The organism is Mesorhizobium sp. f-mel, from assembly GCF_053850215.1.
Genome location: NZ_JBSPTO010000010.1, coordinates 22,806 through 46,442 on the forward strand (window position 1 = coordinate 22,806; position 23,637 = coordinate 46,442).

24 protein-coding genes are annotated in these 23,637 nt (G+C 61.9%); 3 read left to right on the forward strand and 21 right to left on the reverse strand.

From position 1 onward, the window contains the following. Positions 1-127: 127 nt before the first annotated feature. From ntrX to dusB, 5 genes are all read right to left on the reverse strand, one after another. A complete protein-coding gene (gene ntrX, locus ACWUKX_RS14780; protein ID WP_456007625.1) occupies positions 128-1,489 on the reverse strand; it encodes a nitrogen assimilation response regulator NtrX in 1,362 nt (453 codons plus the stop codon). After that, on the reverse strand, positions 1,479-3,764 hold the full coding sequence (locus ACWUKX_RS14785) for an ATP-binding protein (protein WP_456007627.1): 2,286 nt from the start codon (positions 3,762-3,764) through the stop codon (positions 1,479-1,481). The genes ntrX and ACWUKX_RS14785 overlap by 11 nt, the downstream gene beginning before the upstream one ends. A 218-nt stretch (positions 3,765-3,982) precedes the next feature. After that, positions 3,983-5,443: a nitrogen regulation protein NR(I) gene (ntrC, locus tag ACWUKX_RS14790; RefSeq protein ID WP_029352345.1), complete on the reverse strand. Its 1,461-nt coding sequence runs from the start codon at positions 5,441-5,443 to the stop codon at positions 3,983-3,985. Further along, positions 5,440-6,582 (reverse strand): two-component system sensor histidine kinase NtrB, encoded by a 1,143-nt coding sequence (locus tag ACWUKX_RS14795; RefSeq protein ID WP_029352343.1) that lies wholly within the window; start codon positions 6,580-6,582, stop codon positions 5,440-5,442. Before ACWUKX_RS14795 ends, ntrC begins: the two co-directional genes overlap by 4 nt. Continuing rightward, on the reverse strand, positions 6,579-7,607 hold the full coding sequence (gene dusB / locus ACWUKX_RS14800; protein ID WP_029352342.1) for a tRNA dihydrouridine synthase DusB: 1,029 nt from the start codon (positions 7,605-7,607) through the stop codon (positions 6,579-6,581). The genes ACWUKX_RS14795 and dusB overlap by 4 nt, the downstream gene beginning before the upstream one ends. A 237-nt stretch (positions 7,608-7,844) precedes the next feature. Between dusB and ACWUKX_RS14805 the strand changes: the two genes are divergently transcribed. Both ACWUKX_RS14805 and ACWUKX_RS14810 read left to right on the forward strand, forming a co-directional pair. After that, entirely contained in the window at positions 7,845-9,074 is a 1,230-nt protein-coding gene (locus tag ACWUKX_RS14805) for a bifunctional 2-C-methyl-D-erythritol 4-phosphate cytidylyltransferase/2-C-methyl-D-erythritol 2,4-cyclodiphosphate synthase (protein ID WP_456007629.1), read from the forward strand. Continuing rightward, complete coding sequence (locus ACWUKX_RS14810) at positions 9,071-9,580, forward strand: CinA family protein (RefSeq protein ID WP_456007631.1); 510 nt, start codon at positions 9,071-9,073, stop codon at positions 9,578-9,580. The genes ACWUKX_RS14805 and ACWUKX_RS14810 overlap by 4 nt, the downstream gene beginning before the upstream one ends. On the opposite strand, the gene ACWUKX_RS14815 is transcribed toward ACWUKX_RS14810, so the two are convergent. The 10 genes from ACWUKX_RS14815 to eno form a co-directional block, all read right to left on the reverse strand. Next, entirely contained in the window at positions 9,556-10,014 is a 459-nt protein-coding gene (locus ACWUKX_RS14815) for a type II toxin-antitoxin system RatA family toxin (RefSeq protein WP_456007633.1), read from the reverse strand. The genes ACWUKX_RS14810 and ACWUKX_RS14815 overlap by 25 nt on opposite strands. 12 nt (positions 10,015-10,026) lie before the next feature. Continuing rightward, the gene (lipA, locus tag ACWUKX_RS14820) at positions 10,027-10,992 is read right to left on the reverse strand and encodes a lipoyl synthase (protein WP_029352336.1); all 966 of its coding nucleotides are present in this window, start codon (positions 10,990-10,992) and stop codon (positions 10,027-10,029) included. 133 nt (positions 10,993-11,125) lie between these two features. Beyond that, complete coding sequence (locus tag ACWUKX_RS14825; RefSeq protein WP_029352334.1) at positions 11,126-11,383, reverse strand: GlsB/YeaQ/YmgE family stress response membrane protein; 258 nt, start codon at positions 11,381-11,383, stop codon at positions 11,126-11,128. Positions 11,384-11,479: 96 nt separating this feature from the next. Then, on the reverse strand, positions 11,480-12,943 hold the full coding sequence (lpdA, locus tag ACWUKX_RS14830; RefSeq protein WP_456007635.1) for a dihydrolipoyl dehydrogenase: 1,464 nt from the start codon (positions 12,941-12,943) through the stop codon (positions 11,480-11,482). 224 nt (positions 12,944-13,167) lie between these two features. Continuing rightward, entirely contained in the window at positions 13,168-13,806 is a 639-nt protein-coding gene (locus ACWUKX_RS14835) for an SGNH/GDSL hydrolase family protein (protein ID WP_456007637.1), read from the reverse strand. Between the two features lie 143 nt (positions 13,807-13,949). Beyond that, entirely contained in the window at positions 13,950-15,326 is a 1,377-nt protein-coding gene (locus ACWUKX_RS14840; RefSeq protein ID WP_456007639.1) for a pyruvate dehydrogenase complex dihydrolipoamide acetyltransferase, read from the reverse strand. A gap of 18 nt (positions 15,327-15,344) precedes the next feature. Beyond that, entirely contained in the window at positions 15,345-16,775 is a 1,431-nt protein-coding gene (locus ACWUKX_RS14845; protein WP_456007641.1) for a pyruvate dehydrogenase complex E1 component subunit beta, read from the reverse strand. A 15-nt stretch (positions 16,776-16,790) separates the two neighbouring features. Further along, positions 16,791-17,837: a pyruvate dehydrogenase (acetyl-transferring) E1 component subunit alpha gene (gene pdhA / locus ACWUKX_RS14850; protein ID WP_456007643.1), complete on the reverse strand. Its 1,047-nt coding sequence runs from the start codon at positions 17,835-17,837 to the stop codon at positions 16,791-16,793. A gap of 171 nt (positions 17,838-18,008) precedes the next feature. Continuing rightward, positions 18,009-18,332 (reverse strand): FtsB family cell division protein, encoded by a 324-nt coding sequence (locus tag ACWUKX_RS14855; RefSeq protein WP_456007645.1) that lies wholly within the window; start codon positions 18,330-18,332, stop codon positions 18,009-18,011. Positions 18,333-18,519: 187 nt separating this feature from the next. Continuing rightward, on the reverse strand, positions 18,520-19,794 hold the full coding sequence (gene eno, locus ACWUKX_RS14860; protein ID WP_287151778.1) for a phosphopyruvate hydratase: 1,275 nt from the start codon (positions 19,792-19,794) through the stop codon (positions 18,520-18,522). Between eno and ACWUKX_RS14865 the strand changes: the two genes are divergently transcribed. Further along, a complete protein-coding gene (locus ACWUKX_RS14865; RefSeq protein ID WP_456007647.1) occupies positions 19,781-20,080 on the forward strand; it encodes a hypothetical protein in 300 nt (99 codons plus the stop codon). The two genes, eno and ACWUKX_RS14865, sit on opposite strands and share 14 nt — an antisense overlap. Before the next feature lie 115 nt (positions 20,081-20,195). Here ACWUKX_RS14865 and ACWUKX_RS14870 read toward each other — a convergent pair whose 3' ends face one another. The 6 genes from ACWUKX_RS14870 to ACWUKX_RS14895 form a co-directional block, all read right to left on the reverse strand. Then, positions 20,196-20,561 carry a PRC-barrel domain-containing protein gene (locus ACWUKX_RS14870; protein ID WP_029352317.1) on the reverse strand — a complete coding sequence of 122 codons (366 nt, stop codon included), beginning with the start codon at positions 20,559-20,561 and terminating at the stop codon, positions 20,196-20,198. A gap of 84 nt (positions 20,562-20,645) precedes the next feature. Next, complete coding sequence (locus ACWUKX_RS14875) at positions 20,646-20,849, reverse strand: dodecin family protein (protein ID WP_029352316.1); 204 nt, start codon at positions 20,847-20,849, stop codon at positions 20,646-20,648. Positions 20,850-20,950: 101 nt separating this feature from the next. Beyond that, a complete protein-coding gene (gene kdsA, locus ACWUKX_RS14880) occupies positions 20,951-21,781 on the reverse strand; it encodes a 3-deoxy-8-phosphooctulonate synthase (RefSeq protein WP_287339333.1) in 831 nt (276 codons plus the stop codon). Next, positions 21,778-22,686: a VOC family protein gene (locus tag ACWUKX_RS14885; RefSeq protein WP_456007649.1), complete on the reverse strand. Its 909-nt coding sequence runs from the start codon at positions 22,684-22,686 to the stop codon at positions 21,778-21,780. Before ACWUKX_RS14885 ends, kdsA begins: the two co-directional genes overlap by 4 nt. Positions 22,687-22,969: 283 nt before the next feature. After that, positions 22,970-23,260 carry a Dabb family protein gene (locus ACWUKX_RS14890; RefSeq protein WP_029352314.1) on the reverse strand — a complete coding sequence of 97 codons (291 nt, stop codon included), beginning with the start codon at positions 23,258-23,260 and terminating at the stop codon, positions 22,970-22,972. 106 nt (positions 23,261-23,366) lie between these two features. Then, positions 23,367-23,501 (reverse strand): hypothetical protein, encoded by a 135-nt coding sequence (locus ACWUKX_RS14895; protein ID WP_456007651.1) that lies wholly within the window; start codon positions 23,499-23,501, stop codon positions 23,367-23,369. Positions 23,502-23,637 lie beyond the last annotated feature (136 nt).

A 23,637-nucleotide genomic window follows, 5' to 3' on the forward strand; every position in this document is an offset into this window, starting at 1 on the left:
GGTCATGCGCAAAAATCAAAATGCTACAGCGTCCTTTGAGCGTCCCAAAAGACCCGCGGCGCTGCAGCGCTTTCTTATGCGATTCCGCCGGTGCCGTAACCGATAATTGCGTAGGCCATGATGGAAATCAGACGCCCAGCGACTTCAGCTTGCGGTGAAGCGCCGAGCGTTCCATGCCGATGAACTCGGCCGTTTTCGAGATGTTGCCGCCAAAACGATTGATCTGGGCGATCAGATAGTCCTTCTCGAATTGTTCGCGCGCTTCACGCAACGGCAGCGCCATGATGTGCTGATCGGATTGGTTTGGCGTGCGCGGCATGACATCGCCGATCTCGGCAGGCAAAAGATCGGCGGTGATCGGTGCATCGATATCGTCGCCGCGCGCCAGGATCATCAGTCGCTCGACGTTGTTGCGCAACTGGCGGACGTTGCCTGGCCAGTTGTGCGCCTGCAGCACCGCCAGCGCGTCGTCGCCGATGCGCCGCGGCCGGATACCGGCCTGGCGGGCGATCTGTTTCATGAAATTGTCGACAAGATAGGGGATGTCCTCCCGCCGCTCGGCCAATCCCGGCACCATGACCGGAACCACCGCCAGACGGTGATAGAGATCCTCCCGGAAACGACCGTCGGCGATCATCGCCTCCAGGTTCTGCGAGGTCGACGAAATGATTCGGACATCGACCTTGACCCGTTTGGTGCCTCCTACCCGCTCGAACTGCTGTTCGACCAGCACGCGCAGAATCTTGTTTTGCGTTTCGCGCGGCATGTCGGCCACTTCGTCGATGTAGAGAATGCCGCGATGGGCTTCCTCAAGCGCGCCGATCTTGCGTTCGACACCGTTGGATTCGGTACCGAACAGCTCGACCTCCATGCGTTCGGGCGTGATGTTGGCAGCGCTCAGCGTGACAAATGGTGCGCTCTTGCGCGCCGACAGCGTGTGGATGGCGCGAGCCGCGAGTTCCTTGCCCGACCCGGACGGGCCGATGATCATGACGCGGCTGTTGGTCGGCGCAACGCGCTCGATGGTCTGGCGCAACTGGCTCATCGCCGACGACATGCCGATCAGGTCGAAGGTTTCGCCGCTGCGCAGCTTGAGATCAGAAACCTCGCGTCTGAGTTTCGAGGTTTCAATCGCACGTTCGGCGATGAGAATCAGCCTGTCGGCCTTGAACGGTTTCTCGATAAAGTCATAGGCGCCGCGGCGGATGGCCGAGACCGCCGTCTCGATGTTGCCGTGGCCCGAGATCATCACCACAGGCAAGCTCGGATGCATCGTCTTGATCTCGTCCAGCAACGCCAGTCCGTCCAGACGTGAGCCTTGCAGCCAGATATCAAGGAAAATCAGCCTCGGCGCCCGGTCGGCTACCGCCGCCAGGGCGCTGTCGGCATCGAATGCCGTGCGGGTTTCGTGACCTTCGTCGCTTAGGATACCGGCGACGAGTTCACGGATGTCTTCCTCGTCATCGACGATGAGAATGTCAGACGCCATTACCGACCTTTTCAGTTTCTCTTTCGTTTTCCGTCTTGCCTTCGCCGCGCGACGGCACGGTGGCGGCGAGCGGCAGAATGATGCTGATCATCGCGCCTCGCCCGTCGTGGAAATCCGCCGGCGCGTCATGCAGTTCGAGCCGGCCGCCATGGTCCTCCACTATCTTCTTGACGATAGCGAGGCCGAGCCCCGTGCCTTTCTCGCGTGTCGTCATGTAAGGCTCGAGCAATCGCTGGCGATTCTCGCGCGGCAAGCCCTTGCCGTTGTCGATGACATCGATGCGAATCGCACCATTCTGGCGCCCGGCTTGAATCCGGATTATGCCGTGCGAGCGGTCCTTTTGATCAAGTCCGTCAATCGCCTCGGCCGCGTTCTTGATAACATTGCCAAAAGCCTGCGCCATCAGGCGGCTGTCGAAAGTGCCTTTGAGCGGTTCGTTGCCGAACACGCGCTCGAAGGTGATATCGGATCGGCTCACTTCGACGAGGAACGAGGCTTCACGCAACGATTCGCGCAAATCGAGGGCCTTCATTTCGGGCTCGGGCATGCGTGCGAAAGCGGAGAACTCGTCGACCATCCGGCCGATGTCCTCTACTTGCCTGATGATCGTATCGGTGCACTGATCGAAAACCTCGCGGTCTTCGGTGATGACCTTGCCGTAGCGGCGCTTGATGCGCTCGGCGGAAAGCTGGATCGGTGTCAGCGGGTTCTTGATCTCGTGGGCGATGCGCCGCGCCACATCCGCCCAGGCCGAGGAACGTTGCGCCTGGACCAGATCGGTGATGTCATCGACCGTTACGACATAGGATTTCTCCTCCGAACCGTCGTCGCCGGCCTCGACCGTGATCTGCACGTTGAAGGTCCGCTCCGTACCGGCGCGATAGAAGGTCACCTGCTCGCGGTGGACAGGCTTGCCCGACTTGCGGCCGATCTCGAAGACGCGGCCGACATGCGGCAGCACGGCGGAGAGGTTTTGCCCGAGTGCGGCGGTAGCGGATATGGCCAGCATCGTTTCGGCGGACCGGTTGACGATGGTGACGATGCCATATGGATCGACGCCGATGACGCCGGCGGTGACACCGGCAAGCACGGCTTCCGAAAAACGCCGCCGCTCGTCGATCAAATCCTTGGCCGACAGTATCTCGTTACGCTGCGATTTCAGTTCCAGCAGCATCTTGTTGAAGGTGTCGCCGAGCGAGGCGACGTCGCCGTCGGAGGGCCGAACCGGCACGGCAACGTCGAGATTGCCGGTCGCGACCTCGTCGGCCGCGCCGATGAGCTGGCGGATCGGCCGCACCAGGCGGTCTGCCACGGCGATTCCGGTCCAGATGGCGGACAGAATGATGATCAGCGTCAGCGACAGGTAGGGAAGTGCGAACGCCACCTGCGAAGTGCGGCGATTGTCTTCCAGACCGCGATATTCGTCGGTGTTGGATCTGACAATCTGCCGCGCCTTGATCACCTCGGGATCGACGAGCCGAATGGTGTAGAGATAGAGCCCTTCGATCTCGCGCAGTTTGACGATGGCGCCCATGATGTTGCGCGTCTTCGGCTCGATCAGCACCGGCCTGCCGTCGGCGGCACTGCTCATGGCGCCTTCCGGCGGCTCCGGCATGGCAAAATCGGCGTCGGTCTTGGCGCTCATGACGAACGAACCGTCGGGCCTGACCAGTGCGGCATGGGCCAGCGAGCGTCCGACGGCTTCCTTGTTCATGAGATCGAGGAAGCCGGTTCGATCGAGGCCGTAGAGCGTACGGGAGGCGTCGAGATCGTAAGCCATCGACAGGGTCGTTCCCTGGAGATTGCGCGCGTTCTCCTGCACATAGGCATCGGCGATCGACAGCGACGAATTGACGATCGTCTTGGTACGGATCTCGAACCAGCGATCAAGACCGATATCGAGTGTGATCGAGGCGATAATGGCCACCATGATGGCGGGAATCGCGGCGACCAGCGCGAACATCGCCACGATCCGTACATGCAGCCGCGACGCCGCCTTGCCGCGCCGGCGCGCCATCACGATACGATGCACTTCGCGGCCGACCAGCGCGATCAGAAACAGGATGAACGCCGCATTGAGGGCGATAAGCGCCAGCGTTGTCCTCTCGTCCGGCGTGATCGGCGTGGCGCCGACGAGGATGGCGAAGGAGATCGCCGCCGTAACCAGCGCACCGGCAATTGCCACCACGCCGGGCAGCGCAAGCAGCCGGCGCCCGTCCCGTGTGCCAGGTTCGCTGAAAAGCGCTTCGCTCGGTGTCGGTGCCTGTGGAGCCATGTCGCCGTCTAGAGCCAGTGATTGCGTCGGATGTATGCAACGCATTGTGGCGATTATGCAACAAGTGTGACCTGGACGGAAATGTTTCGGCGATCGATCCCCCGAAAAGCTTCGCTCTGTCGCACCGGCCCGAAAACGGAATCGATTTTTCGGAAAGCACGATGCGCAAAGCTCAAAGTGTTAGAGAACTTTGTACGTCCGAACGGACGCACGTCGCTCTAAGCCTGCCTGGTCGATTTGTAGACGTTGACGCCGAGTTCGCGAATTTTCTTGCGCAGCGTGTTGCGGTTGAGGCCCAGGAGTTCCGCAGCCTTGATCTGGTTGCCGCGGGTTGCCGTCATCGAGGCCAGCACCAGCGGATATTCGACCTCGGAGAGAATGCGCTGATAGAGGCCGGCGGGCGGCAAATCGCCTGCGAAGGAAGCAAAATAGCGCTGCAGGAAATGTTCCACCGCCTGGCCGATGGAGAGATCGTCGGGAATGAGGTTGCCGCCACCGGGAACGACCGGCCTCTCGCCGGTCTTCAGTTCCGCCTCGATGATTTCGGCGGAAATCTCATCCTGCGAATAGAGTGCGGCAAGCCTGCGGACAAGATTTTCGAGCTCGCGCACGTTGCCTGGCCACGGATAGCGCTTCATCAGCTCGATGCCGCCGGTGGAGATCCGCTTGGTCTGCAGCCCTTCGCTGGCGCCGAGCTTGAAGAAGTGCCGGACGAGATCCGGAACGTCCTCGGACCGCTCGCGCAGCGCCGGCAGCCTTAGCGGCACGACATTCAGGCGATAGAACAGATCCTCGCGGAAAAGTCCCTGATTGATCAGCGTGCGCAGATCCTTGTTGGTGGCGGCGACGATGCGGACGTCGGTTTTGATCGGCGTACGGCCGCCGACAGTGGTGTACTCGCCCTGCTGCAGGACACGCAGCAGGCGCGTCTGCGCTTCCATCGGCATGTCGCCGATCTCATCGAGGAAGAGCGTACCGCCTTCGGCCTGCTCGAAACGGCCGGTGGAGCGGTTCTGCGCACCGGTGAAGGCGCCTTTCTCATGCCCGAACAGTTCCGATTCGATCAGGTCGCGCGGGATCGCCGCCATGTTGATCGCGACGAAGGGGCCGCCGCGGCGGCGGCCATATTCGTGCAGCGCGCGCGCCACCAGTTCCTTGCCGGTGCCCGATTCGCCTGAAATCATCACCGTTAGGTCGGTCTGCATCATACGCGCCAGCATGCGGTAGATATCCTGCATGGCGGCCGAGCGGCCGACCAGCGGCATCGTTTCCGGCGGCTCGTCGGCCCGTGCATCGATCTTCGGTCGTCGGGGCTCGGAAAGCGCCCGGTTGACGATGTTGAGAAGCTCGGTCAGGTCGAACGGTTTCGGCAGATATTCGTAGGCCCCGGTTTCGGAGGCACGAATCGCGGTCATGAACGTGTTCTGGGCGCTCATGACGATGACGGGCAGTTCCGGTCGCGCCTTCTTGATGCGCGGCAGCATGTCGAAAGCGTTCTCGTCCGGCATGACCACGTCGGTGATGACGAGATCGCCCTCGCCGGCCGCCACCCAGCGCCATAGCGTCGAGGCGTTGGACGTCACGCGCACCTCGTGGCCGACGCGCGAAAGCGCCTGATTGAGGACCGTGCGGATCGCCGCATCGTCGTCGGCGACGAGAATATTGCCGCGAACCATCATTTGCGGTCTCCTTCGCCATCATCGTCTGTGCCGAACGGCGTTTCTTTCCAGGCTGGCATCAGGATGCGGAAGGTGGTTGCGCGCGGCGTCGAATCGCATTCGATGATGCCGCCATGCTCGCCGACGATTTTCGCGACCAGCGCCAGACCAAGCCCCGACCCGTTCGGCTTGGTGGTGATGAAGGGATCGAACAGGATCGGCAGGATATCTTCGGAAACGCCAGAACCGTTGTCGCGCACGCAGAATTCCAGCGGCAGCGACACGCGGCCCTGCGTTCCGGGAACGGAAACACGGATGCCCGGCCGGAATGCGGTCGACAGAGTGATCTCGCCTTGCGGATCGCCGCCAATGGCCTCGGCCGCATTCTTGACCAGGTTGAGGAACACCTGGATGAGCTGGTCGCGGTTGGCGAAAACCGGAGGCAATGATGGATCATAATCCTCCAATATCTTGATCCGCTTGGCAAAACCGTTCTTGGCAATCGCCTTCACATGGTCGAGCACGACGTGGATGTTGACCGGATAGCGATCGATGGGCCGCTCGTCGGAAAACACCTCCATGCGATCGACCAGCGAGACGATGCGGTCGGTCTCGTCGGTGATCAGCCGGGTCAGCGCGCGATCCTCGTCGGAAGCCGACAGTTCGAGCAGCTGGGCAGCACCCCGGATGCCGGATAGCGGGTTCTTGATCTCGTGGGCGAGCATCGCGGCAAGGCCGGTTACCGAGCGTGCCGCACCGCGGTGCGTCATCTGCCGGTCGATCTTGTCGGCCATCGATCGCTCCTGGAACATCACCACGACGGAGCCCGGGAATTCCGACACCGGCGCGACATAGAGATCGACGACCTTCTCGATGCCGAGGCGCGGCGACGATACGTCGACCCGGTATTCGTTGACGGGTGCCCGGCGCTCGCGCACCTGGTCGACAAGCGTCAGCAGCGGACTGCCGAAGGGAATGAGCTTGGGTAGTGTATTGCGGGCGAGCATGGTCGCGCTCGAGCGGAAGAAATCCTCGGCATCGGCATTGGCGAAGGTGATGAACCCGTCCGCATCGACCATGATCACTGGGCGGCGGATGGTGTTGAGCACAATGTGGGCGGCGTCCGCCATATCCATGCTCTGTGCAACGGTGGCGTTCATGCTGCGCTCCGCAGGTTCATCGCCTCGGCAGCGCGTGAAAACACCTCGCGCAACGCGGCAACGACGCGGACGGGCTCGAAGGAGGTGAGGATCGCCTTTCGCTGCTCATCAACGACGCCAACAGCGTGGCGGTCGAGATACCAGCCAAGATGCTTGCGCGCCTGGCGCACGCCGCTTTCGATGCCGTAGAGCGTTAGCATGTCCTCGTAGTGGGCAACGATGTAGTCGGCCAGCGCTTGCGGACTTTCGGGCACGCCGGGCGCCGCATCTTTTGCCGCGGCTGCCGCGATGCTGCCTGCCGTCCAGGGCGCGCCATAATGCGCGCGGCCGATCATCACCGCGTCGGCGCCCGACTGGTCGAGGATCATTGCCGCCTCCGCCGGCGATCCGACATCGCCATTGGCAACGACCGGGATCGACACGGCCTGTTTTGTTCGTGCGATGGCGCGCCAGTCGGCCTTGCCCTGGTAGAACTGGCAGCGCGTGCGGCCATGCACCGTCACCATCTGGACGCCCGCCTGCTCGGCGCGGCGCGCCAGCAGCGGCGCGTTGAGCGCGCTTTCGTCCCAGCCGAGCCGCATTTTGACCGTGACCGGCACCTCGACGGCGCCGACCACCGCCTCAATCAACGACAAAGCGTGATCGAGATCGCGCATCAGCGCCGAACCGGCATAGCCGCCCGTCACCTTCTTGGCCGGGCAGCCCATGTTGATGTCGATGATGTCGGCGCCCTCGCCCGCGGCGATTCGAGCGCCCTCGGCCATATGCGCCGCCTCATGGCCGGCAAGCTGGACCATGTGCACAGGCAGCCCGGAATGGCGGATGCGAAGGCCACAACCGGCCCTGCCCCTGGCAAGCTCGCCGCTCGCCACCATCTCCGACACGACCAATCCGGCGCCATGCGCATACGCACGCTGCCGGAACGGCTCATCGGTTATGCCCGACATCGGCGCGAGAAAAGCGCGATTGCGGATTCTCACACTACCCACGTCCAGCGGCGAAGCCAATTTGGTGAGGTCAAACATGCACAAAAACCAAGCATCTTTAGTTGCTGCACAATCTCTAGCCAGAATGGCAGCAATGTGCAACGCGCAATGACGTCACATTAAGGCGCATTTGGGAAAAATGCTGGCCTTCGGCCCATACCCGCCCCCTAAGCGGCGTACGTCTTTAGGAAAGGACCCTTTGGCACTTTGCATCTGCGCATGATCTCTTCCGAAAAGCGATTCCACTTTTCGGGATCATGCGCTAAGCGTCTCGGCATGACAGATGCAAGCGAAATGCCAGCTTTGGCTACGGACTCTAGGGTTGCCGTGGTTATCGTCGCCGCCGGCCGCGGCGCGCGCGCCGGTCAGGCCGACGGCCCGAAGCAATACCAGAGGATCGGTGGCCATGCCGTTATCGCGCGCACATTGGATATGTTTTTGGCGCATCCGAGAATCGGTCCTGTCGTCGTCGCCATCCACGCCGACGACAGCGCGCTTTTTCGCAGCGCCGCCGGAGCCAACGCCGATCGAGTCATCACGGTGACCGGTGGCGCGTCCAGGCAGGACTCCGTCCGGCTCGGGCTGCTCGCGCTGAGAGGCCATGCACCGAGCCAGGTTCTGGTCCATGATGCCGTTCGCCCGTTCGTCGACGCCGAATTGATAGACCGTACGATCGCCGCTATCGGCGAGCGCCAGGGAGCGCTGCCTGCCTTACCCGTCGCCGACACGCTGAAACGTGAGTCGGCCGCCGGCATGATCGGCGAGACGGTTTCCAGGAACGGGCTTCATGCCGCCCAGACGCCGCAAGGCTTCCCGTTCTGGCCGATCCTGGCCGCCCACGAAAAGGCCCATCACTTGGGCAAGGCGGACTTCACCGACGATGCCGCGATTGCCGAATGGGCGCATATTCCGGTGAAAATCGTTCCGGGCTCGCCGGACAATGTCAAGCTCACCTGGGCAAGGGATATTTCGATGGCGGATCAGCGGCTTTCCGGCGAGCGGCTGCATTTTCCGGACATCCGCACCGGCAATGGCTACGACGTCCATGCCTTCGAGCCCGGTGACCATGTCGTCCTGTGCGGCGTCTCCATCCCGCACGACAAGAAACTGGCCGGCCATTCGGACGCCGATGTCGGCCTGCACGCCTTGACCGACGCGCTGCTCGCCACCTGCGGCGCCGGCGACATCGGCACGCATTTCCCGCCGTCGGATCCGCAGTGGAAAGGCGTGGCCTCGCGGATCTTCGTCGAACATGCGGCAAGACTGGTGCGTGCGCGCGGCGGGCGCATCGCCAATGCCGACATCACGCTGATCTGCGAGGCGCCCCGGGTCGGCCCACATCGCGAAGCAATGACCGAAACCCTTTCGGAAATGCTGGCAATTTCCCGGGACCGTATCTCTATCAAGGCAACAACCAACGAAAAGCTCGGCTTTGTCGGACGCGAGGAAGGCATAGCGGCTATCGCGACCGCCAGCGTCGTGTTTCCGGGGGATGTACCCGAATGAGCAACAGCGATCTCGCAGATGCCCTGCTTCAGGCCTGCCGACAGCGTGGCATCATGCTGGCGACGGCCGAAAGCTGCACAGGCGGCATGATCATCGCCGCCCTTACCGACATCGCCGGCTCTTCCACGGTGGTCGACCGGGGTTTCATCACCTATTCCAACGAGGCCAAGACTGAGATGCTCGGCGTTTCCGCCGCCACGCTTGAGACGCACGGCGCGGTCTCGCGGGAAACCGCAGTCGAGATGGCGGCCGGCGCGTTGGCCCATTCGCGCGCCGGACTCACCCTTGCCGTTACCGGCATTGCCGGTCCGGGCGGCGGCTCGGCGGAAAAGCCCGTCGGCCTGGTCTGGTTCGGTATCGCCTTGACTGGCCGGCCGGTCGTCAGCGAATGTCAGTTGTTCGCCGACAAAGGCCGCAATTTCATCCGCCGGGAGACGGTCAGGCATGCGCTTGAACTGGGCTTGCGCGCACTCGCTGCGGATCAGGCTGCCGGCGTTGCGCCATAGATGACGTCGGCGCGCTTCTCGAACGCCTCGGAAAACATGCGGAAGGCGCGATCGAACATCGCTCCCATCACCGCACCCAGAATACGGCTCTTGAATTCGTAGTCGATGAAGAAGCAGACATCGCAACCGCCGTCGGCCGGCTCGAAACGCCAGGCGTTGCTCAGATATTTGAATGGACCGTCGATGTATTTGACGTCGATGGCGTTCTCGCCAGGTTTTAGCAGCACCTGCGTGGTGAAAGTCTCGCGGATCGCCTTGTAGCCGATGCTCATGTCGGCGACGAGCAGGGTGCGTCCGTCGCGTTCCTTGCGCGAGCGAACCGTCAGCGCCTCGCAAAGCGGCAGGAATTGCGGATAGGATTCGACATCGGCGACCAGAGCGAACATCTGTTCCGGCGTATGCGCAACGCGGCGGTGGGCTTCGAATTGTGGCATGAAACCAGTGTGTTAGGCGGACTTCCTGAGAAACGCTTCCCGTGCCGCGCGCAGCTTGGCGAAATCGTCGCCGGCGTGATGCGACGAACGCGTTAGCGGGCTCGATGCCACCAGCAGGAAGCCCTTGGTCTTGCCGATCGTCTCGAAGGACTTGAATTCCTCCGGCGTGACGAAACGGATCACAGGGTGGTGTTTCTTCGACGGCTGCAGATACTGGCCGATGGTCATGAAGTCGACATTGGCCGAACGCAGATCATCCATCAACTGCAGTATCTCGTTCCGCTCCTCGCCGAGGCCAACCATGATGCCGGATTTGGTGAAGATCGACGGGTCGAGTTCTTTGACCCGCTGCAGGAGCCTAATCGAATGAAAATAGCGGGCGCCGGGCCGGACCGTCAGATAGTTCGACGGTACGGTCTCCAGATTGTGGTTGAACACGTCCGGCTTCGCCGCCACCACGATCTCCAGCGCACCTTCCTTGCGCAGGAAGTCGGGCGTCAGGATTTCGATCGTCGTCGAAGGCGTTGCCGCCCTGATGGCGCGGATGACCTCGGCAAAGTGCTGAGCTCCGCCATCGGCGAGATCGTCGCGGTCGACTGAGGTGATGACGACATGGCTCAGACCCATTTGCTTGACCGCATGGGCGATGCGCGCCGGTTCATCGGGATCGAGCGCTGTCGGAATGCCGGTGGCGACGTTGCAGAAGGCACAGGCGCGCGTGCAGATCTCACCCATGATCATGAAGGTGGCGTGCTTCTTTTCCCAGCACTCACCGATATTGGGGCAACCGGCCTCTTCGCACACCGTCACCAGTCTGTGCGACTTCACGATTTCGCGCGTCTCGGCATAGCCTTTTGACATCGGCGCCTTGACGCGGATCCAGTCGGGCTTGCGCAGCACATCCTGGTCAGGCTTGTGCGCCTTTTCAGGATGCCTCAGGCGCGGCGCATTGGCGATCGTGTCGAGGACGGTGACCATCAGAAATCCAGTTCATTCGCGATTGCCTTCCGGCGGTCGCTTTCACAAGTCATCTAGGACTTTTCGCTGCAAAGAAAAAGGCCGCGGCGGCGCATGCCGCCACAGCCGTTTTCGCATGGCAAGAGTTCAGCAACTAACGGCGCACCATGCGCCCTACCCAGATCAGCAGGCAGGCGCCGATGAAACCGGTGATCAGATAAGCGATCCAGCCAGCGCCGAAGGCGCCGATGTTGAGCGCCTGCAGGATGGCATTCAGCACGATCGCGCCGACGATGCCAAGAATGATGTTCATCAAGATGCCCATGTTGCTTTTCATGAACATCTCCGCAAGCCACCCTGCCAAACCGCCGATGATGATGGCTGCGATCCAGCCCACGCCATTCACGTCCATATGCCCTCTCCTTGTGTGATGAATGCATCCGGAAACGAATTACCTTGCCGTTGAGTTCCTTGGCTTTCACGTGTCGAGTCTCACGCGGTCAATTTATCACGCGTTCAGCGCGCGGCCATAGGCGTCGAGGACGCTTTCCTTCATCATCTCCGACAGCGTCGGATGCGGGAAGATGGTGTGCATCAGTTCTTCCTCGGTGGTCTCCAGGTTCATCGCCACGACAAAGCCCTGGATCAGCTCGGTCACTTCGGCGCCGACCATATGCGCGCCGAGCAACTGGCCGGTCTTCTTGTCGAAGATGGTCTTGACGAAACCCTGGTCTTCGCCGAGCGCGATGGCTTTGCCGTTGGCGGCGAACTGAAAGCGGCCGACGCGGATGTCCTTGCCCTCGGCCTTCGCTTTCGCTTCGGTCAAGCCGACGGAGGCAACCTGCGGGTTGCAATAGGTGCAGCCCGGAATCTTCAGCTTGTCAGTGGCATGCACGCCGGGGAAATTGGCGATCTTCTCCACGCACACCACGCCTTCATGTTCGGCCTTGTGGGCGAGCATAGGCGGGCCGGCAACGTCGCCGATGGCATAGATTCCGGGCACATTGGTGTTGCCGTAGCCGTCGACGACGACGCAGCCGCGTTCGGTCTTCACGCCGAGCGCTTCGAGGCCGAGATTCTCGATATTGCCCTGCACACCGACGGCCGAGATCATCCGGTCGGCGGTGATCTTCTCAACCTTGCCGTCCTTCATCTCGACATGCGCGGTGACCGAGTTCGCACCCTTCTCGACCTTGGTCACCTTGGCCTCGAGGATGATCTTCATGCCTTGCTTCTCGAACTGCTTTTGCGCGAATTTCGAGACCTCGGCGTCCTCGACCGGCATTACCGCCGGCAACAACTCGACCACAGTCACCTCCGCGCCCATGGTGCGGTAGAATGAGGCGAACTCAATGCCGATTGCGCCCGAACCCATCACCAGCAGCGATTTAGGCATCTCCTTCGGGACCATCGCTTCGAAATAGGTCCAGATCAGCTTGCCGTCGGGCTCTATGCCGGGCAGCGCGCGCGGCCTGGCGCCGGTCGCCAGGATTATGTGCTTGGCGGTATAAGTGCCCTCACCCTTGACGCCCTTGGGCGCCGGCGGCTGCGGCTCCATCGGCTTCTTCGACGAGTTCGACACGACGATCTCGCCCGGTTTATCGCCGGAAGCCGCCTTGGAGAGCCTGGCTTCGCCCCAGATGACGTCGACCTTATTCTTCTTCATCAGGAAGGCGACGCCGCCGTTGAGCCGCAGCGAGACCTTTCGCGAGCGGTCGACCACGGCAGCGGTATCGACGCTGACCTTGCCGTCGATCTTCAAGCCGTAGTCCTTCAGATGATCGGAATAGTGCATGATCTCGGCCGAACGCAGCAGCGCCTTGGTCGGGATGCAGCCCCAGTTGAGGCAGATGCCGCCGAGATGCTCACGCTCGACGATCGCCGTCTTGAAGCCGAGTTGGGCGGAACGCACCGCCGTGACGTAGCCGCCGGGGCCGGAGCCGATGATGATGACGTCGTAGTTCTCAGCCATTTTGTGGTCCTTATTGAAGCGAGGCTTCACCGAAAGAAGGCTTCGGGATCGAAATTGGCTCGCACCTCAGTATTGGAGGCGCGAAAGCTTGCTCGTGCATCAGTATCGAAAGGGAGTCGGATACCCAGAGCCCCAGAAATGCGTAACCTGCAAGAAGCCGACTTCGACGGCGGCCTTGCCAATGCACAGCCAACCAGAGGCCATGATCAGACTTGCATCGACTATCATGTCGCTAACATCACACGCACCAGCGGTGCCAGCGCCTCGCCAATGTTGCGCGTGTTTTCCGCATCAAGATGGACGCCGTCGAGCGGCGTGGTCGTTGCCACCGTGCCGGCATCGAAAAAGCCGCAGCCGGCCTCGTCGGCAAGGGCGGAATATTGCGGCGCCAGCCGCTTCGAAGCTTCGTCGCCGCCGGCGAACATTTCCTTGAACTCAGCGTTGTCGGTTCGGCTGACCGCGGGCGGCGCAACGAGCAGGATCTGCGGCGCCGGCCAGTCGAACGGGTAGTCGTGGCCGCGCACGATAGCGATCAGGCGCTGGATGCCTTGCTTGGCCGCCACCGGATTGCCGTGGATCCACGGCTTCATGTCGTTGGAGCCGAGCATGATGACGATCAGGTCGAGCGGCGCATGTGTCATCAGCACCGTCGGCAGCACTCTTGCGCCGTTACGGTCGGCGCCGGCCAGATGGTCGTCGAAAGCCGTTGTGCGGCCGTTCAAGCCTTCGGCAATGACCTGGATATCGCCTCCCAACGTCGCCTGCAGCACACTCGGCCAGCGGTCCTTGAGCGGGTGGCGATCCAGACTTGCCGCATCATAGCCCCAGGTCAGCGAGTCGCCGTAGCAAAGGACTGTTTTCATTCGTTTGCCCCCCTCCTGCTGAAATCTGCCCGCGCGCGCCTCACCCGCCAGCGCACCAACAGCCATTGCACATGATCGTTGCGACGCCGGAAGGGCTGAAGGCAACAAGGCTGGTGAAGAATTTCCGCACCGCCTCCTTCCTTCTAGACCAGCATGCCCATCGGATTTTCGATCATGCGCTTGAAGGCGACGAGCAGTTCGGCGCCGAGCGCGCCGTCGACGGCGCGGTGATCGGTCGACAGCGTCACCGACATGATTGCCGCGATCTTGATCTCACCGTTCTTGACCACCGCGCGCTCTTCGCCGGCGCCGACCGCCAGGATCGTGGCATGCGGCGGGTTGATGACGGCGGCAAAGTCCTTGATGCCGAACATGCCGAGATTGGACACCGCCGTGGTGCCGCCCTGGTATTCCTCCGGTTTCAGCTTGCGGCTGCGGGCACGGCTGGCGAGATCCTTCATCTCGTTGGAGATGACCGACAGCGTCTTTTCATCGGCGCGCCGGATGATCGGCGTGATCAGCCCGCCAGGGATCGACACGGCGACACCGACATCGGCATGCTTGTGCTTGACCATGGCGCTTTCGGTCCATGACGCGTTGGCATCCGGCACCGCCATCAGCGCCATTGCCATCGCTTTGATGACCATGTCGTTGACCGACAGCTTGTAGGCCGGCGCCTCCCCCTTGTCGGTCTTCTTCATCGGGGCGGCCGCGTTGATCTGCGTGCGCAGGGCCAGAAGCGCGTCGAGCTCGCAGTCGAGCGTCAGGTAGAAATGCGGAATGGTGGTCGTGGCCTCGACCAGCCGGCGCGCAATGGTCTTGCGCATGTTGTCGTGCGGGACAAGCTCGTAGGAGCCTTCGGCAAACAGTTTTAGCACCTGGTCGTCCGACATTGGCTTGGCTGCCGCTGCAGATGCCGGAGCGCCGGCAGGTGCCGCTTTCGCAGCCGGTGCCGCCTTGACGCCGCCGCTGGAAATCGCTGCGTCGACATCGGCCTTGACCACGCGGCCATGCGGGCCGGAGCCGGTCACCGCCGAGACATCGACACCGGCTTCCCGGGCGATGCGGCGCGCGAGCGGCGAGGCGAAGACACGCTCACCGCTTGCATGGCCGTTGGCGACCGGAGCCGCTTCCGCCTTGGGGGCAGGTGTGGCGGCAGGTTGCGGCTTCGACGCTTCGGGCTTTGGTGTTTCGGCTTTGGGGGCATCCGCTTTCGGAGCCTCGGCCTTTGCCGGCGCAGCGCCGTCACCGCTCTTGGCGGCAGCCGCCGCATCCTCGCCCTCAGCCGCGAGCACGGCGATCAGCGCGTTGACCTTGACGCCTTCGGTGCCGGCCGGAACCACCAGCTTGGCCACCGTGCCCTCATCGACGGCTTCAACTTCCATCGTCGCCTTGTCGGTCTCGATCTCGGCGATCACGTCGCCTGGCGAAACCTTATCGCCCTCCTTGACCAGCCACTTGGCAAGATTGCCCTCTTCCATCGTGGGCGACAGGGCCGGCATGGTGATGTTGATCGGCATGTTTTCCTCCCGCCCTGCTCAGCGATATGTGACGGCTTTGACCGCCTCGACGACCTCGCCGACATTGGGCAGCGCCAGCTTTTCGAGGTTTGCCGCATAGGGCATCGGCACGTCCTTGCCGGCAATGGTGATGACCGGCGCGTCGAGGAAATCGAAGGCGCGCTGCGACACTTGGTTGGCGATATGGTCGCCGACCGAGTTCTGCGGAAATCCTTCTTCCACCACCACCAGCCGGTTGGTCTTCCTGACCGAGCCGATGATGGTGTCGAAATCGAGCGGCCGGATGGTCCTGAGGTCGATGATCTCGGCATCGACGCCCATGCCGCGCAATTCGGCCTCGGCCTTGATCGCATAGGTCATTCCGATGCCGAAGGAGACGATGGTGACGTCCTTGCCCGGTTTGTGGATGCGCGCCTTGCCGATCGGCAGCACGAAATCGTCCATCTTCGGCACGTCGAAGGACTGGCCGTAAAGGATTTCGTTCTCGAGGAAGATGGTCGGGTTCGGGTCGCGGATCGCGGCCTTAAGCAACCCCTTGGCGTCGGCGGCGGAGTAAGGCATCACCACTTTCAGGCCGGGAATGTGGCTGTACCAGGCGGCATAGCACTGCGAATGCTGGGCGGCGACACGAGCAGCCGCGCCGTTCGGCCCGCGGAAGACGATGGGCGCGCCCATCTGGCCGCCGGACATATAGAGCGTCTTGGCGGCGGAATTGATGATTTGGTCGATCGCCTGCATAGCGAAGTTGAAGGTCATGAACTCGACGATCGGTTTCAGGCCGGCCATCGCCGCACCGACGCCGACGCCGGCAAAACCGTGCTCGGTGATCGGCGTGTCGACGACGCGCCTCGGCCCGAATTCCTGCAGTAGCCCTTGCGTGATCTTGTAAGCGCCCTGGTACTCGGCGACCTCCTCGCCCATCACGAAGACGTCGCCGTCTCGACGCATCTCCTCGGCCATCGCGTCACGCAGCGCCTCGCGCACAGTGGTCGAGACCATTGCTGTGCCAGCCGGGATGTCAGGATCGGCGGCGGCCTTCATGGCGGGGGCAGCGGGAACGGACGCCTTCGGCGCCTCGCCGGCATCCTGCGGCGCGGACTTCGAGGCTTCCTCGGCTGCGTCGGTGCGCTGCCCGCCGTCTGAAACCGCATCCTGGGTGGAAGCCGGTGCAGCCTTGGCATCCTTGCCGATATCGGCGGCGCTCTCGCCGTCCTGCAGCAGCACCGCTATCGGCGTGTTGACCTTCACGCCTTCGGTGCCCTCGGCGACCAGGATCTTGCCGAGCGTGCCGTCGTCGACCGCTTCGACTTCCATCGTCGCCTTGTCGGTCTCGATCTCGGCAATGACGTCACCGGCGGCGACCTTGTCGCCCTCGTTCTTCAACCATTTGGAAACATTGCCCTCTTCCATGGTCGGCGAGAGTGCGGGCATGAGAATTTCGATCGGCATGTCCTTGCCCTCTCGTTACAATACGATGTCGGTCCAGAGCTCGGACGGATCCGGCTCTGCGTCGTTCTGGGCAAATTCGGCGGCGTCGGCGACAATGTCGCGGACCTCCTTGTCGACGGCCTTGAGCTCGTCCTCATCAGCCCACTTCTTGTCGAGCAGGCGCGCCTTGACCTGCTCGATCGGGTCACGCTCGGAGCGCATCTTCTGCACTTCTTCCTTGGAGCGGTACTTTGCCGGATCGGACATCGAGTGGCCGCGATAGCGGTAGGTCTGCATTTCGAGAATCAGCGGCCCCTTGCCGGCGCGGCACCATTCAGTTGCGAGATCGCCGGCTGCCTTGACCGCGCGGACGTCCATGCCGTCGACCTGCATACCGGGGATCTTGAAGGAGGCGCCGCGCTGCGAAAAATCCGTCTCGGCCGACGAACGCGATACCGAGGTGCCCATGGCATAGCGGTTGTTCTCGATGATGTAGATCACCGGCAGCTTCCACAGCGAGGCCATGTTGAAGCTTTCATAGACCTGGCCCTGGTTGGCGGCGCCGTCGCCGAAATATGTCAGCGTTACATTGTTGTTGCCTCGATAGCGATTGGCGAAGGCGAGGCCGGTGCCGAGCGAAACCTGCGCGCCGACAATGCCGTGGCCGCCGTAAAAATGCTTTTCCTTGGAGAACATGTGCATGGAGCCGCCCTTGCCCCTGGACAAGCCGCCGCGGCGGCCGGTCAACTCGGCCATGACGCCGCGCGGCGACAGTTCCATAGCCAGCATGTGACCATGGTCGCGGTAGGCGGTGATCATCTGATCGCCATCGACCAGCGCCATCTTCATGCCGGTGACAACTGCTTCCTGGCCGATATAGAGATGGCAGAAGCCGCCGATGAAGCCCATGCCGTAGAGCTGGCCGGCCTTTTCCTCGAAGCGGCGGATAAGCAGCATGCGCCGGTAGGCGTCAAGCTCCTCGTCTTTGGTGAAGTCGACAGGTTTGGGGGCCGAAACCCCCGCCGATTTGCCGTCGGATCTGGATTTGGATTTGGCAGGCGCTTTTCTGGCGGCGGTGGCCATGCATCACTCCCTGTTGGCGTCTCTTGCGGACACTGAGGGAGATCAGTTCTCCCCACCGATTTGGGGAGGCTAACACGCGGGAAAGCGTTTCGCCATGCTGAAAAATGCATGGCTGACATGCATCTAAGCGGTTAAAATCATTGAAAATATCGTCGATTAACTTGAATTTGGTTATCTTGCCGTAGCTGGCAACATGATGGTGATTTCGTCGACATGGGACATATTGAGCGCCTTGCGCGCCTGCTCGTCGAGCATGTCCTTCTCCAGCGTGCCCTGATGCATCAGCTGAACGCGCCGCTGCAGGTCGACCCGGCGCGCCTTGACGGCATCGAGCTCACTTTGCAGATCGACGGCTTCGGCTTCCAACCGATACTTGGAATAGATGCCGAATTCGCCATGATAGGCGTGGAATCCGAAATAGGCCAGGAATGCCACGCAGAGCGAGGGAATGATCAGCCGACCGGTGTTTCTCTGCTTGTGCTGACGTGTCCACATGATCCAAATCCCTTAGAGCGCCGCGCGTCGGCTTGGACGCGCAAAGGGCGCTCTAACACTCTGCGACCTAGCCCCTTTCTCGCCCGATTGTGCTTAATGGACGGTTACGGATGACCGGATTTGGCGGTGTTGAACAAAAAGGGCGAGGAATGCCCCCGCCCTTTCATTCCGGATATCTTCTGTGGGCTCAGCCTTTCACGATCGACTTGCCGGCGTAGAGCGCCTGCTTGCCAAGCTCTTCCTCGATGCGGATGAGCTGGTTGTACTTGGCCATGCGATCCGAGCGCGACAGAGAGCCCGTCTTGATCTGCCCGCAATTGGTGGCGACGGCGAGATCGGCGATGGTCGAATCTTCGGTTTCGCCCGAGCGGTGCGACATTACCGCGGTGTAGCCGGCCTTGTGCGCGGTCTCGACGGCGTCGAGCGTTTCGGTCAATGAGCCGATCTGGTTGACCTTGACCAGGATAGAATTGGCGACGCCCATGCGGATGCCGTCGCGCAGCCGCGCCGTATTGGTGACGAACAGATCGTCGCCGACCAGCTGGGTCTTCTTGCCGATGAGGTCGGTCAGCGTTTTCCAGCCGTCCCAGTCGTCCTCGGCCAGCCCATCCTCGATCGTGATGATCGGATAATCCGCCGCAAGCTTGGCCAGATATTTGGCCTGGGTCTTCGGATCGCGGGTCTTCTTCTCGCCTTCGTAGACGTAGTTGCCGTCCTTGAAGAATTCGGTCGCGGCGCAATCGAGGCCCAGCGCAACCTCTTCGCCCGGCTTGAAGCCAGCCTTCTCGATCGATTCCATGATGAAATCGAGCGCGGCGGGCGCGCTTTTCAAGTTAGGAGCGAAGCCGCCCTCGTCACCTACATTGGTGTTGTGGCCGGCGCCCTTCAGCTTCTTCCTCAACGTATGGAAGATTTCCGAGCCCCAGCGCACGCCGTCACGCAGTGTCGGCGCACCGATCGGCAGGATCATGAATTCCTGGAAATCGATCGGGTTGTCGGCATGGGCGCCACCGTTGATGATGTTCATCATCGGCACCGGAAGCACGTGCGCCTTGGTGCCGCCGACATAGCGGTAGAGTGGCAGGCCGGCCGCTTCCGCCGCAGCCTTGGCCACAGCCAGCGAGACGCCGAGGATAGCGTTGGCGCCGAGCCGGCTCTTGTTGGGCGTGCCGTCGAGTTCGATCATGGTCTGGTCGATGTGGATCTGGTTCTCGGCTTCCATACCGCCGATCGCCTCGAACAGCTCGCCATTGACGGCCTCTACCGCCCGCAGGACCCCCTTGCCGAGGTAGCGGGCGCCGCCGTCGCGCAGTTCGACCGCCTCATGCGCGCCGGTCGAGGCGCCGGAGGGCACCGCAGCGCGGCCCATCGAGCCATCTTCGAGGACGACGTCGACCTCAACGGTCGGGTTTCCGCGGCTGTCCAGGATTTCACGCCCGACAATGTCGATGATGGCAGTCATTGCGATGTCCCCGATTGATCTGACGAAGCGTCGGGCACGTCTTAGCCAAAGTGCTGCAAAACGCAATCGGGCGTCCGCAAATATTGCCGCCACCTCCGCCACATCGATTCACGAAGCACAAATTGCTGTCATCATAAGTCATGTCAGTCATAAGTCTTGGCGGCATGCGGCTTTCTGGTTTATGCTCGCGCTGCGCGGGGCGAAACAGGAGGAGTTTCGCCATGTCTCAGTTGAGCGGTATTGTGAGTTTGTTCCTAATCGCGGCGGCGTTTTTGACGTCGTGTGACACTCAGCAGCCTCAACAGGGCGCGGTAGAGTTGTCGACCGTTGCGGCGGAGTAGATATCCTGCAAAAAGGCCCCCGGTCCAGCCGGGGGCCTCTTTGATTCCGGCAGAGCAAGGTCAATGCCAATAAGGCTCGACCTTGTAGTAACTGTATGAAGCATCACGCGCGGCCTCGCCGTCGGCGCCCGTCAATTCGTTGATCGAATAGGCGGGAGCCGCCTTCAGTTGCTCCTTCGTGAACGGCACGACGTAGCCGCCCTTGTCCTCGTCATAGTCGAGGCTCGCCCACGGAATAGCGTGGTACTTCTCGCCGATGCCGAGAAATCCGCCAAAGCCGATCACGGCAAACATGATTCCGTTCGACAACTTGTCGAGCATGACATCCTCGATGTCGCCGATGTGCGTGCCTTCCGTGTTATAAACCGATGTGCCGATAACCCGCGAAGCGGCGATGGCTTCGGTGTGTCCTGTCTGGGTTGTCATGGTGTGCTCCTCTTGTCGTTCACTTCAGGTTGGACAATGAGGAGAGGGCTGCGAAGGTTCCCGACTTTTATCCATGCGGCATGATCACTCAGCGAGGATAAAGGTAACCTTCATGTTGACGCGGTAGGCGGAGATCTTGCCGTCCTCGACGACGACTTTCTGATCCTGGATCCAGGCGCCTTCGACGTTCTTTAGGGTTTTTGCGGCGCGCGCAATCCCCACTTCGATGGCGTCCTGAAAGCTCTTATTCGACGATGATGTGATTTCGGTGACGCGGGCGACGGACATGGCTTCCTCCTCCAGGCACTCGGTTGCCTGGGCAGCGTACAACCGGCACCTGTTGACTACAAGTTTAGGGGTCGGGACTTAGAGCCGGAGCCCTAAACTGCTCAGCCCTTGGCGACGCGATCGAATGCCATCAGCCTTTCAAGCAGCGCCCGAAGGTCCTTCAGCGGCACCATGTTGGGACCATCGGAGGGGGCATTGTCGGGATCCTGATGCGTCTCGATGAAGACGCCGGCGACACCGACCGCAACCGCAGCGCGCGCCAGCGTCTCGACGAAGCGCCGATCGCCACCCGAGGAGCCGCCCTGCCCGCCCGGCTGCTGCACCGAATGCGTGGCGTCGAAAATCACCGGCGCGCCGATCTCGGCCATGATCGGCAGGGCGCGCATATCGGACACCAGCGTGTTGTAGCCGAAAGACACGCCGCGCTCGGTGACCAGCACGTTGGCGTTTCCGGAACCGGTGATCTTGGCGACAACGTTCTTCATGTCCCACGGTGCGAGGAACTGGCCCTTCTTCACGTTGACGACCTTGCCGGTTCTTGCCGCCGCGATCAGCAGATCGGTCTGGCGGCTGAGGAAAGCCGGGATCTGCAGGATATCGACGTGCGGCGCCACAAGCGCGCACTGTTCCTCGGTGTGGATATCGGTCAGGATCGGCAGCGAAAACGCCTTGCGCAAATCGTCGAAGACGGGCAGCGCCGCGTCGAGCCCGGCGCCGCGCGTGCCGCCAAGCGAGGTGCGGTTGGCCTTGTCGTAACTGGTCTTGTAGACGAGGCCCAGCCCTAGCTTCCCGCTCAGCTCCTTCAGTGCGCCAGCCATGTCGAAGGCGTGCTGGCGCGATTCAAGCTGGCACGGGCCGGCAATCAGCGACAGCGGCGCGGTGTTGCCGAAGACGACGTTGCCGACGGTTACGGACGAATTGGGCTTGCTCATGCTTTCTCCCGGAAAATGAAGGCCGCACCCTGCCCGGATGCCGGCCGGACGACAATATCATCGCCGCGTATTTCGTGTTTGACGGAACTGGCTGCAAACAGCTTGGCGACCGTGTCAGCGAAACGAACCGAAAAGACGATCCCCGCAAAGCGGAGTTCCGACGGCGCGCCGGCAGGTATGCCGAAGCGCGTCTCGAAAGCGACTGGGTCAAGCAGGGCCAAGGTTGCGTTCGGCAGGCCAAACGCAGTGCTGCTCCCCTGTCCGGTCGCCGGACTGCGCGTCGCGATCGAAATCAATCGGTGCTGTTTGGGTGGCTCGTTGCTGACCGCCACGACTTCGATGATGCCGGTTGCGCCATTGGGGTGGATCTGCAACGCGGTGCGGTCTACTTTCGGCGCATTGATCCGCTCACAGGCGAACAGGAATGCGTCCGTCGCCCCGGTGCCGGAGGCGAAGGCCAGTTTGAACGATGCCGTGTCGCTCTTTCCCGCCGCGTCGGTGAAGGCGCGCGAAAAGCCCAGCATGTCTCCGGCAGACAGGCCGGCTTCGATGTAGCGCGCGTGATCGGCATCCGCATTTTCGGTGCCCAAGACAAGGGCGGAAAATCCCTCACTGCCGCACCTGTCGCGATAGGCACGATCGCGCGCGACGAAGACGTTGCGGTCCGCGATCGCTTTCGCCACCGCTTGCCCGTTGCCCACCGCCAGCGGCTCGAGATAGGTGCCGTCCTCAAGGAAGACGCAGCAGTTTTCCGTCCCGAAAGGATGGATGCCGGTCGGCGCCACGACAAAGCCAAGCGAAACCAGCCGCGCCCGCGCCACGTCGAGGCTCGCGGTCGGCAGCACAAGATGGTCAAGCGGATAAGGGCCTAGCGGACAAGGGCCTGCTGTCATCGTCTCGGTCATGCCGGCGCGGTGTGCATCATTCCGGAATTTGGTTCAAGAGCCTCACCTGACGCCGCGAAGATCCGGCGGCCTATCGTGGCCGCATGCCTCTGGAATACTTGCCGCTGCCGGAAACCAACCTACGTCACCCAAATAAGAAAGATCCTGTTCATAACGGCAGCGGTCGTAGCGATGGCTGTTCTCGCCATGCTGGTCTGGGACGCGCCAAAGCGGCCGGGCGCCGCGACCGAACCGACCGCCGCTCAGGCAGAGTAATGTAGCTCCTGCTTCGGTCAATTTCTCTTCAGGTTGCAGCCACAACATCCGCCGAATATCGCAATTCGCGCAGCGGTTTGACCTGGCTGGTCGTCTCGGCATAGAGCGGATGCGCCTTGTAGGCGGCCAGAGCGGCATCATCCTCGAACTCGGCATAAACGACCACGTCGATCTCGTCCGAAAGCGGGTCAACCTTGGTGTTGAGCGTCACCTCGAAAAGGCGGGAATGGGGGATGTTGCCCAGCGCCAGCAAGCCCCTGCGTACGGCCTCGACATCCTCTTTGTGCCGCGCGCTGAAGAAAACGATATGCCGGATCAACCCCAGCCTCCTCGATCGATGTGCAAGCGTGTTTTGTGTGGGCAAAACGCTCGCGTCAACCGGCAACGATGTCGCGGCGACAACGCGTTGGGCGGGGGAAAGATACCTAAACCATATTGGTGATGTAGCGCACGATGCGCGTTATCTCCCCGACCGTCGTGTCGAGATAGCGGCCCTGATTGTAGAGTCCGTCCCAGATCAGGAAGAACGTGACGGCGCAGATGACGATGACATAACGCATGCGTGAAACTACTGCATCTGGGTGGCTGCAACCATAGTGATTCCGGCGTTGAGCAGCGCCCTCCCCCCAAATCTATCCATTGATCCGTGTTCGCCTGCCTTGGCTCTTGAAGTTCCCTTTGATGGCATGAAAGATT

What these genes read in the sequence shown, in the direction of transcription:
- ACWUKX_RS14870 (WP_029352317.1), bottom strand. Translation starts at nt 20,561, where the DNA reads ATGACAACCCAGACAGGACACACCGAAGCCATCGCCGCTTCGCGGGTT.
- ACWUKX_RS14840 (WP_456007639.1), bottom strand. Translation starts at nt 15,326, where the DNA reads ATGCCGATCAACATCACCATGCCGGCCCTGTCGCCCACGATGGAAGAG.
- ntrC (WP_029352345.1), bottom strand. Translation starts at nt 5,443, where the DNA reads ATGATGGTTCGCGGCAATATTCTCGTCGCCGACGACGATGCGGCGATC.
- lpdA (WP_456007635.1), bottom strand. Translation starts at nt 12,943, where the DNA reads ATGGCTGAGAACTACGACGTCATCATCATCGGCTCCGGCCCCGGCGGC.
- pdhA (WP_456007643.1), bottom strand. Translation starts at nt 17,837, where the DNA reads ATGGCCACCGCCGCCAGAAAAGCGCCTGCCAAATCCAAATCCAGATCC.
- ACWUKX_RS14885 (WP_456007649.1), bottom strand. Translation starts at nt 22,686, where the DNA reads ATGACCGAGACGATGACAGCAGGCCCTTGTCCGCTAGGCCCTTATCCG.
- ntrX (WP_456007625.1), bottom strand. Translation starts at nt 1,489, where the DNA reads ATGGCGTCTGACATTCTCATCGTCGATGACGAGGAAGACATCCGTGAA.
- ACWUKX_RS14845 (WP_456007641.1), bottom strand. Translation starts at nt 16,775, where the DNA reads ATGCCGATCGAAATTCTCATGCCCGCACTCTCGCCGACCATGGAAGAG.
- kdsA (WP_287339333.1), bottom strand. Translation starts at nt 21,781, where the DNA reads ATGAGCAAGCCCAATTCGTCCGTAACCGTCGGCAACGTCGTCTTCGGC.
- dusB (WP_029352342.1), bottom strand. Translation starts at nt 7,607, where the DNA reads ATGTTTGACCTCACCAAATTGGCTTCGCCGCTGGACGTGGGTAGTGTG.
- ACWUKX_RS14795 (WP_029352343.1), bottom strand. Translation starts at nt 6,582, where the DNA reads ATGAACGCCACCGTTGCACAGAGCATGGATATGGCGGACGCCGCCCAC.
- ACWUKX_RS14810 (WP_456007631.1), top strand. Translation starts at nt 9,071, where the DNA reads ATGAGCAACAGCGATCTCGCAGATGCCCTGCTTCAGGCCTGCCGACAG.
- ACWUKX_RS14835 (WP_456007637.1), bottom strand. Translation starts at nt 13,806, where the DNA reads ATGAAAACAGTCCTTTGCTACGGCGACTCGCTGACCTGGGGCTATGAT.
- lipA (WP_029352336.1), bottom strand. Translation starts at nt 10,992, where the DNA reads ATGGTCACCGTCCTCGACACGATCGCCAATGCGCCGCGCCTGAGGCAT.
- eno (WP_287151778.1), bottom strand. Translation starts at nt 19,794, where the DNA reads ATGACTGCCATCATCGACATTGTCGGGCGTGAAATCCTGGACAGCCGC.
- ACWUKX_RS14875 (WP_029352316.1), bottom strand. Translation starts at nt 20,849, where the DNA reads ATGTCCGTCGCCCGCGTCACCGAAATCACATCATCGTCGAATAAGAGC.
- ACWUKX_RS14825 (WP_029352334.1), bottom strand. Translation starts at nt 11,383, where the DNA reads ATGGACGTGAATGGCGTGGGCTGGATCGCAGCCATCATCATCGGCGGT.
- ACWUKX_RS14865 (WP_456007647.1), top strand. Translation starts at nt 19,781, where the DNA reads ATGATGGCAGTCATTGCGATGTCCCCGATTGATCTGACGAAGCGTCGG.
- ACWUKX_RS14895 (WP_456007651.1), bottom strand. Translation starts at nt 23,501, where the DNA reads ATGCGTTATGTCATCGTCATCTGCGCCGTCACGTTCTTCCTGATCTGG.
- ACWUKX_RS14855 (WP_456007645.1), bottom strand. Translation starts at nt 18,332, where the DNA reads ATGTGGACACGTCAGCACAAGCAGAGAAACACCGGTCGGCTGATCATT.
- ACWUKX_RS14815 (WP_456007633.1), bottom strand. Translation starts at nt 10,014, where the DNA reads ATGCCACAATTCGAAGCCCACCGCCGCGTTGCGCATACGCCGGAACAG.
- ACWUKX_RS14805 (WP_456007629.1), top strand. Translation starts at nt 7,845, where the DNA reads ATGACAGATGCAAGCGAAATGCCAGCTTTGGCTACGGACTCTAGGGTT.
- ACWUKX_RS14785 (WP_456007627.1), bottom strand. Translation starts at nt 3,764, where the DNA reads ATGGCTCCACAGGCACCGACACCGAGCGAAGCGCTTTTCAGCGAACCT.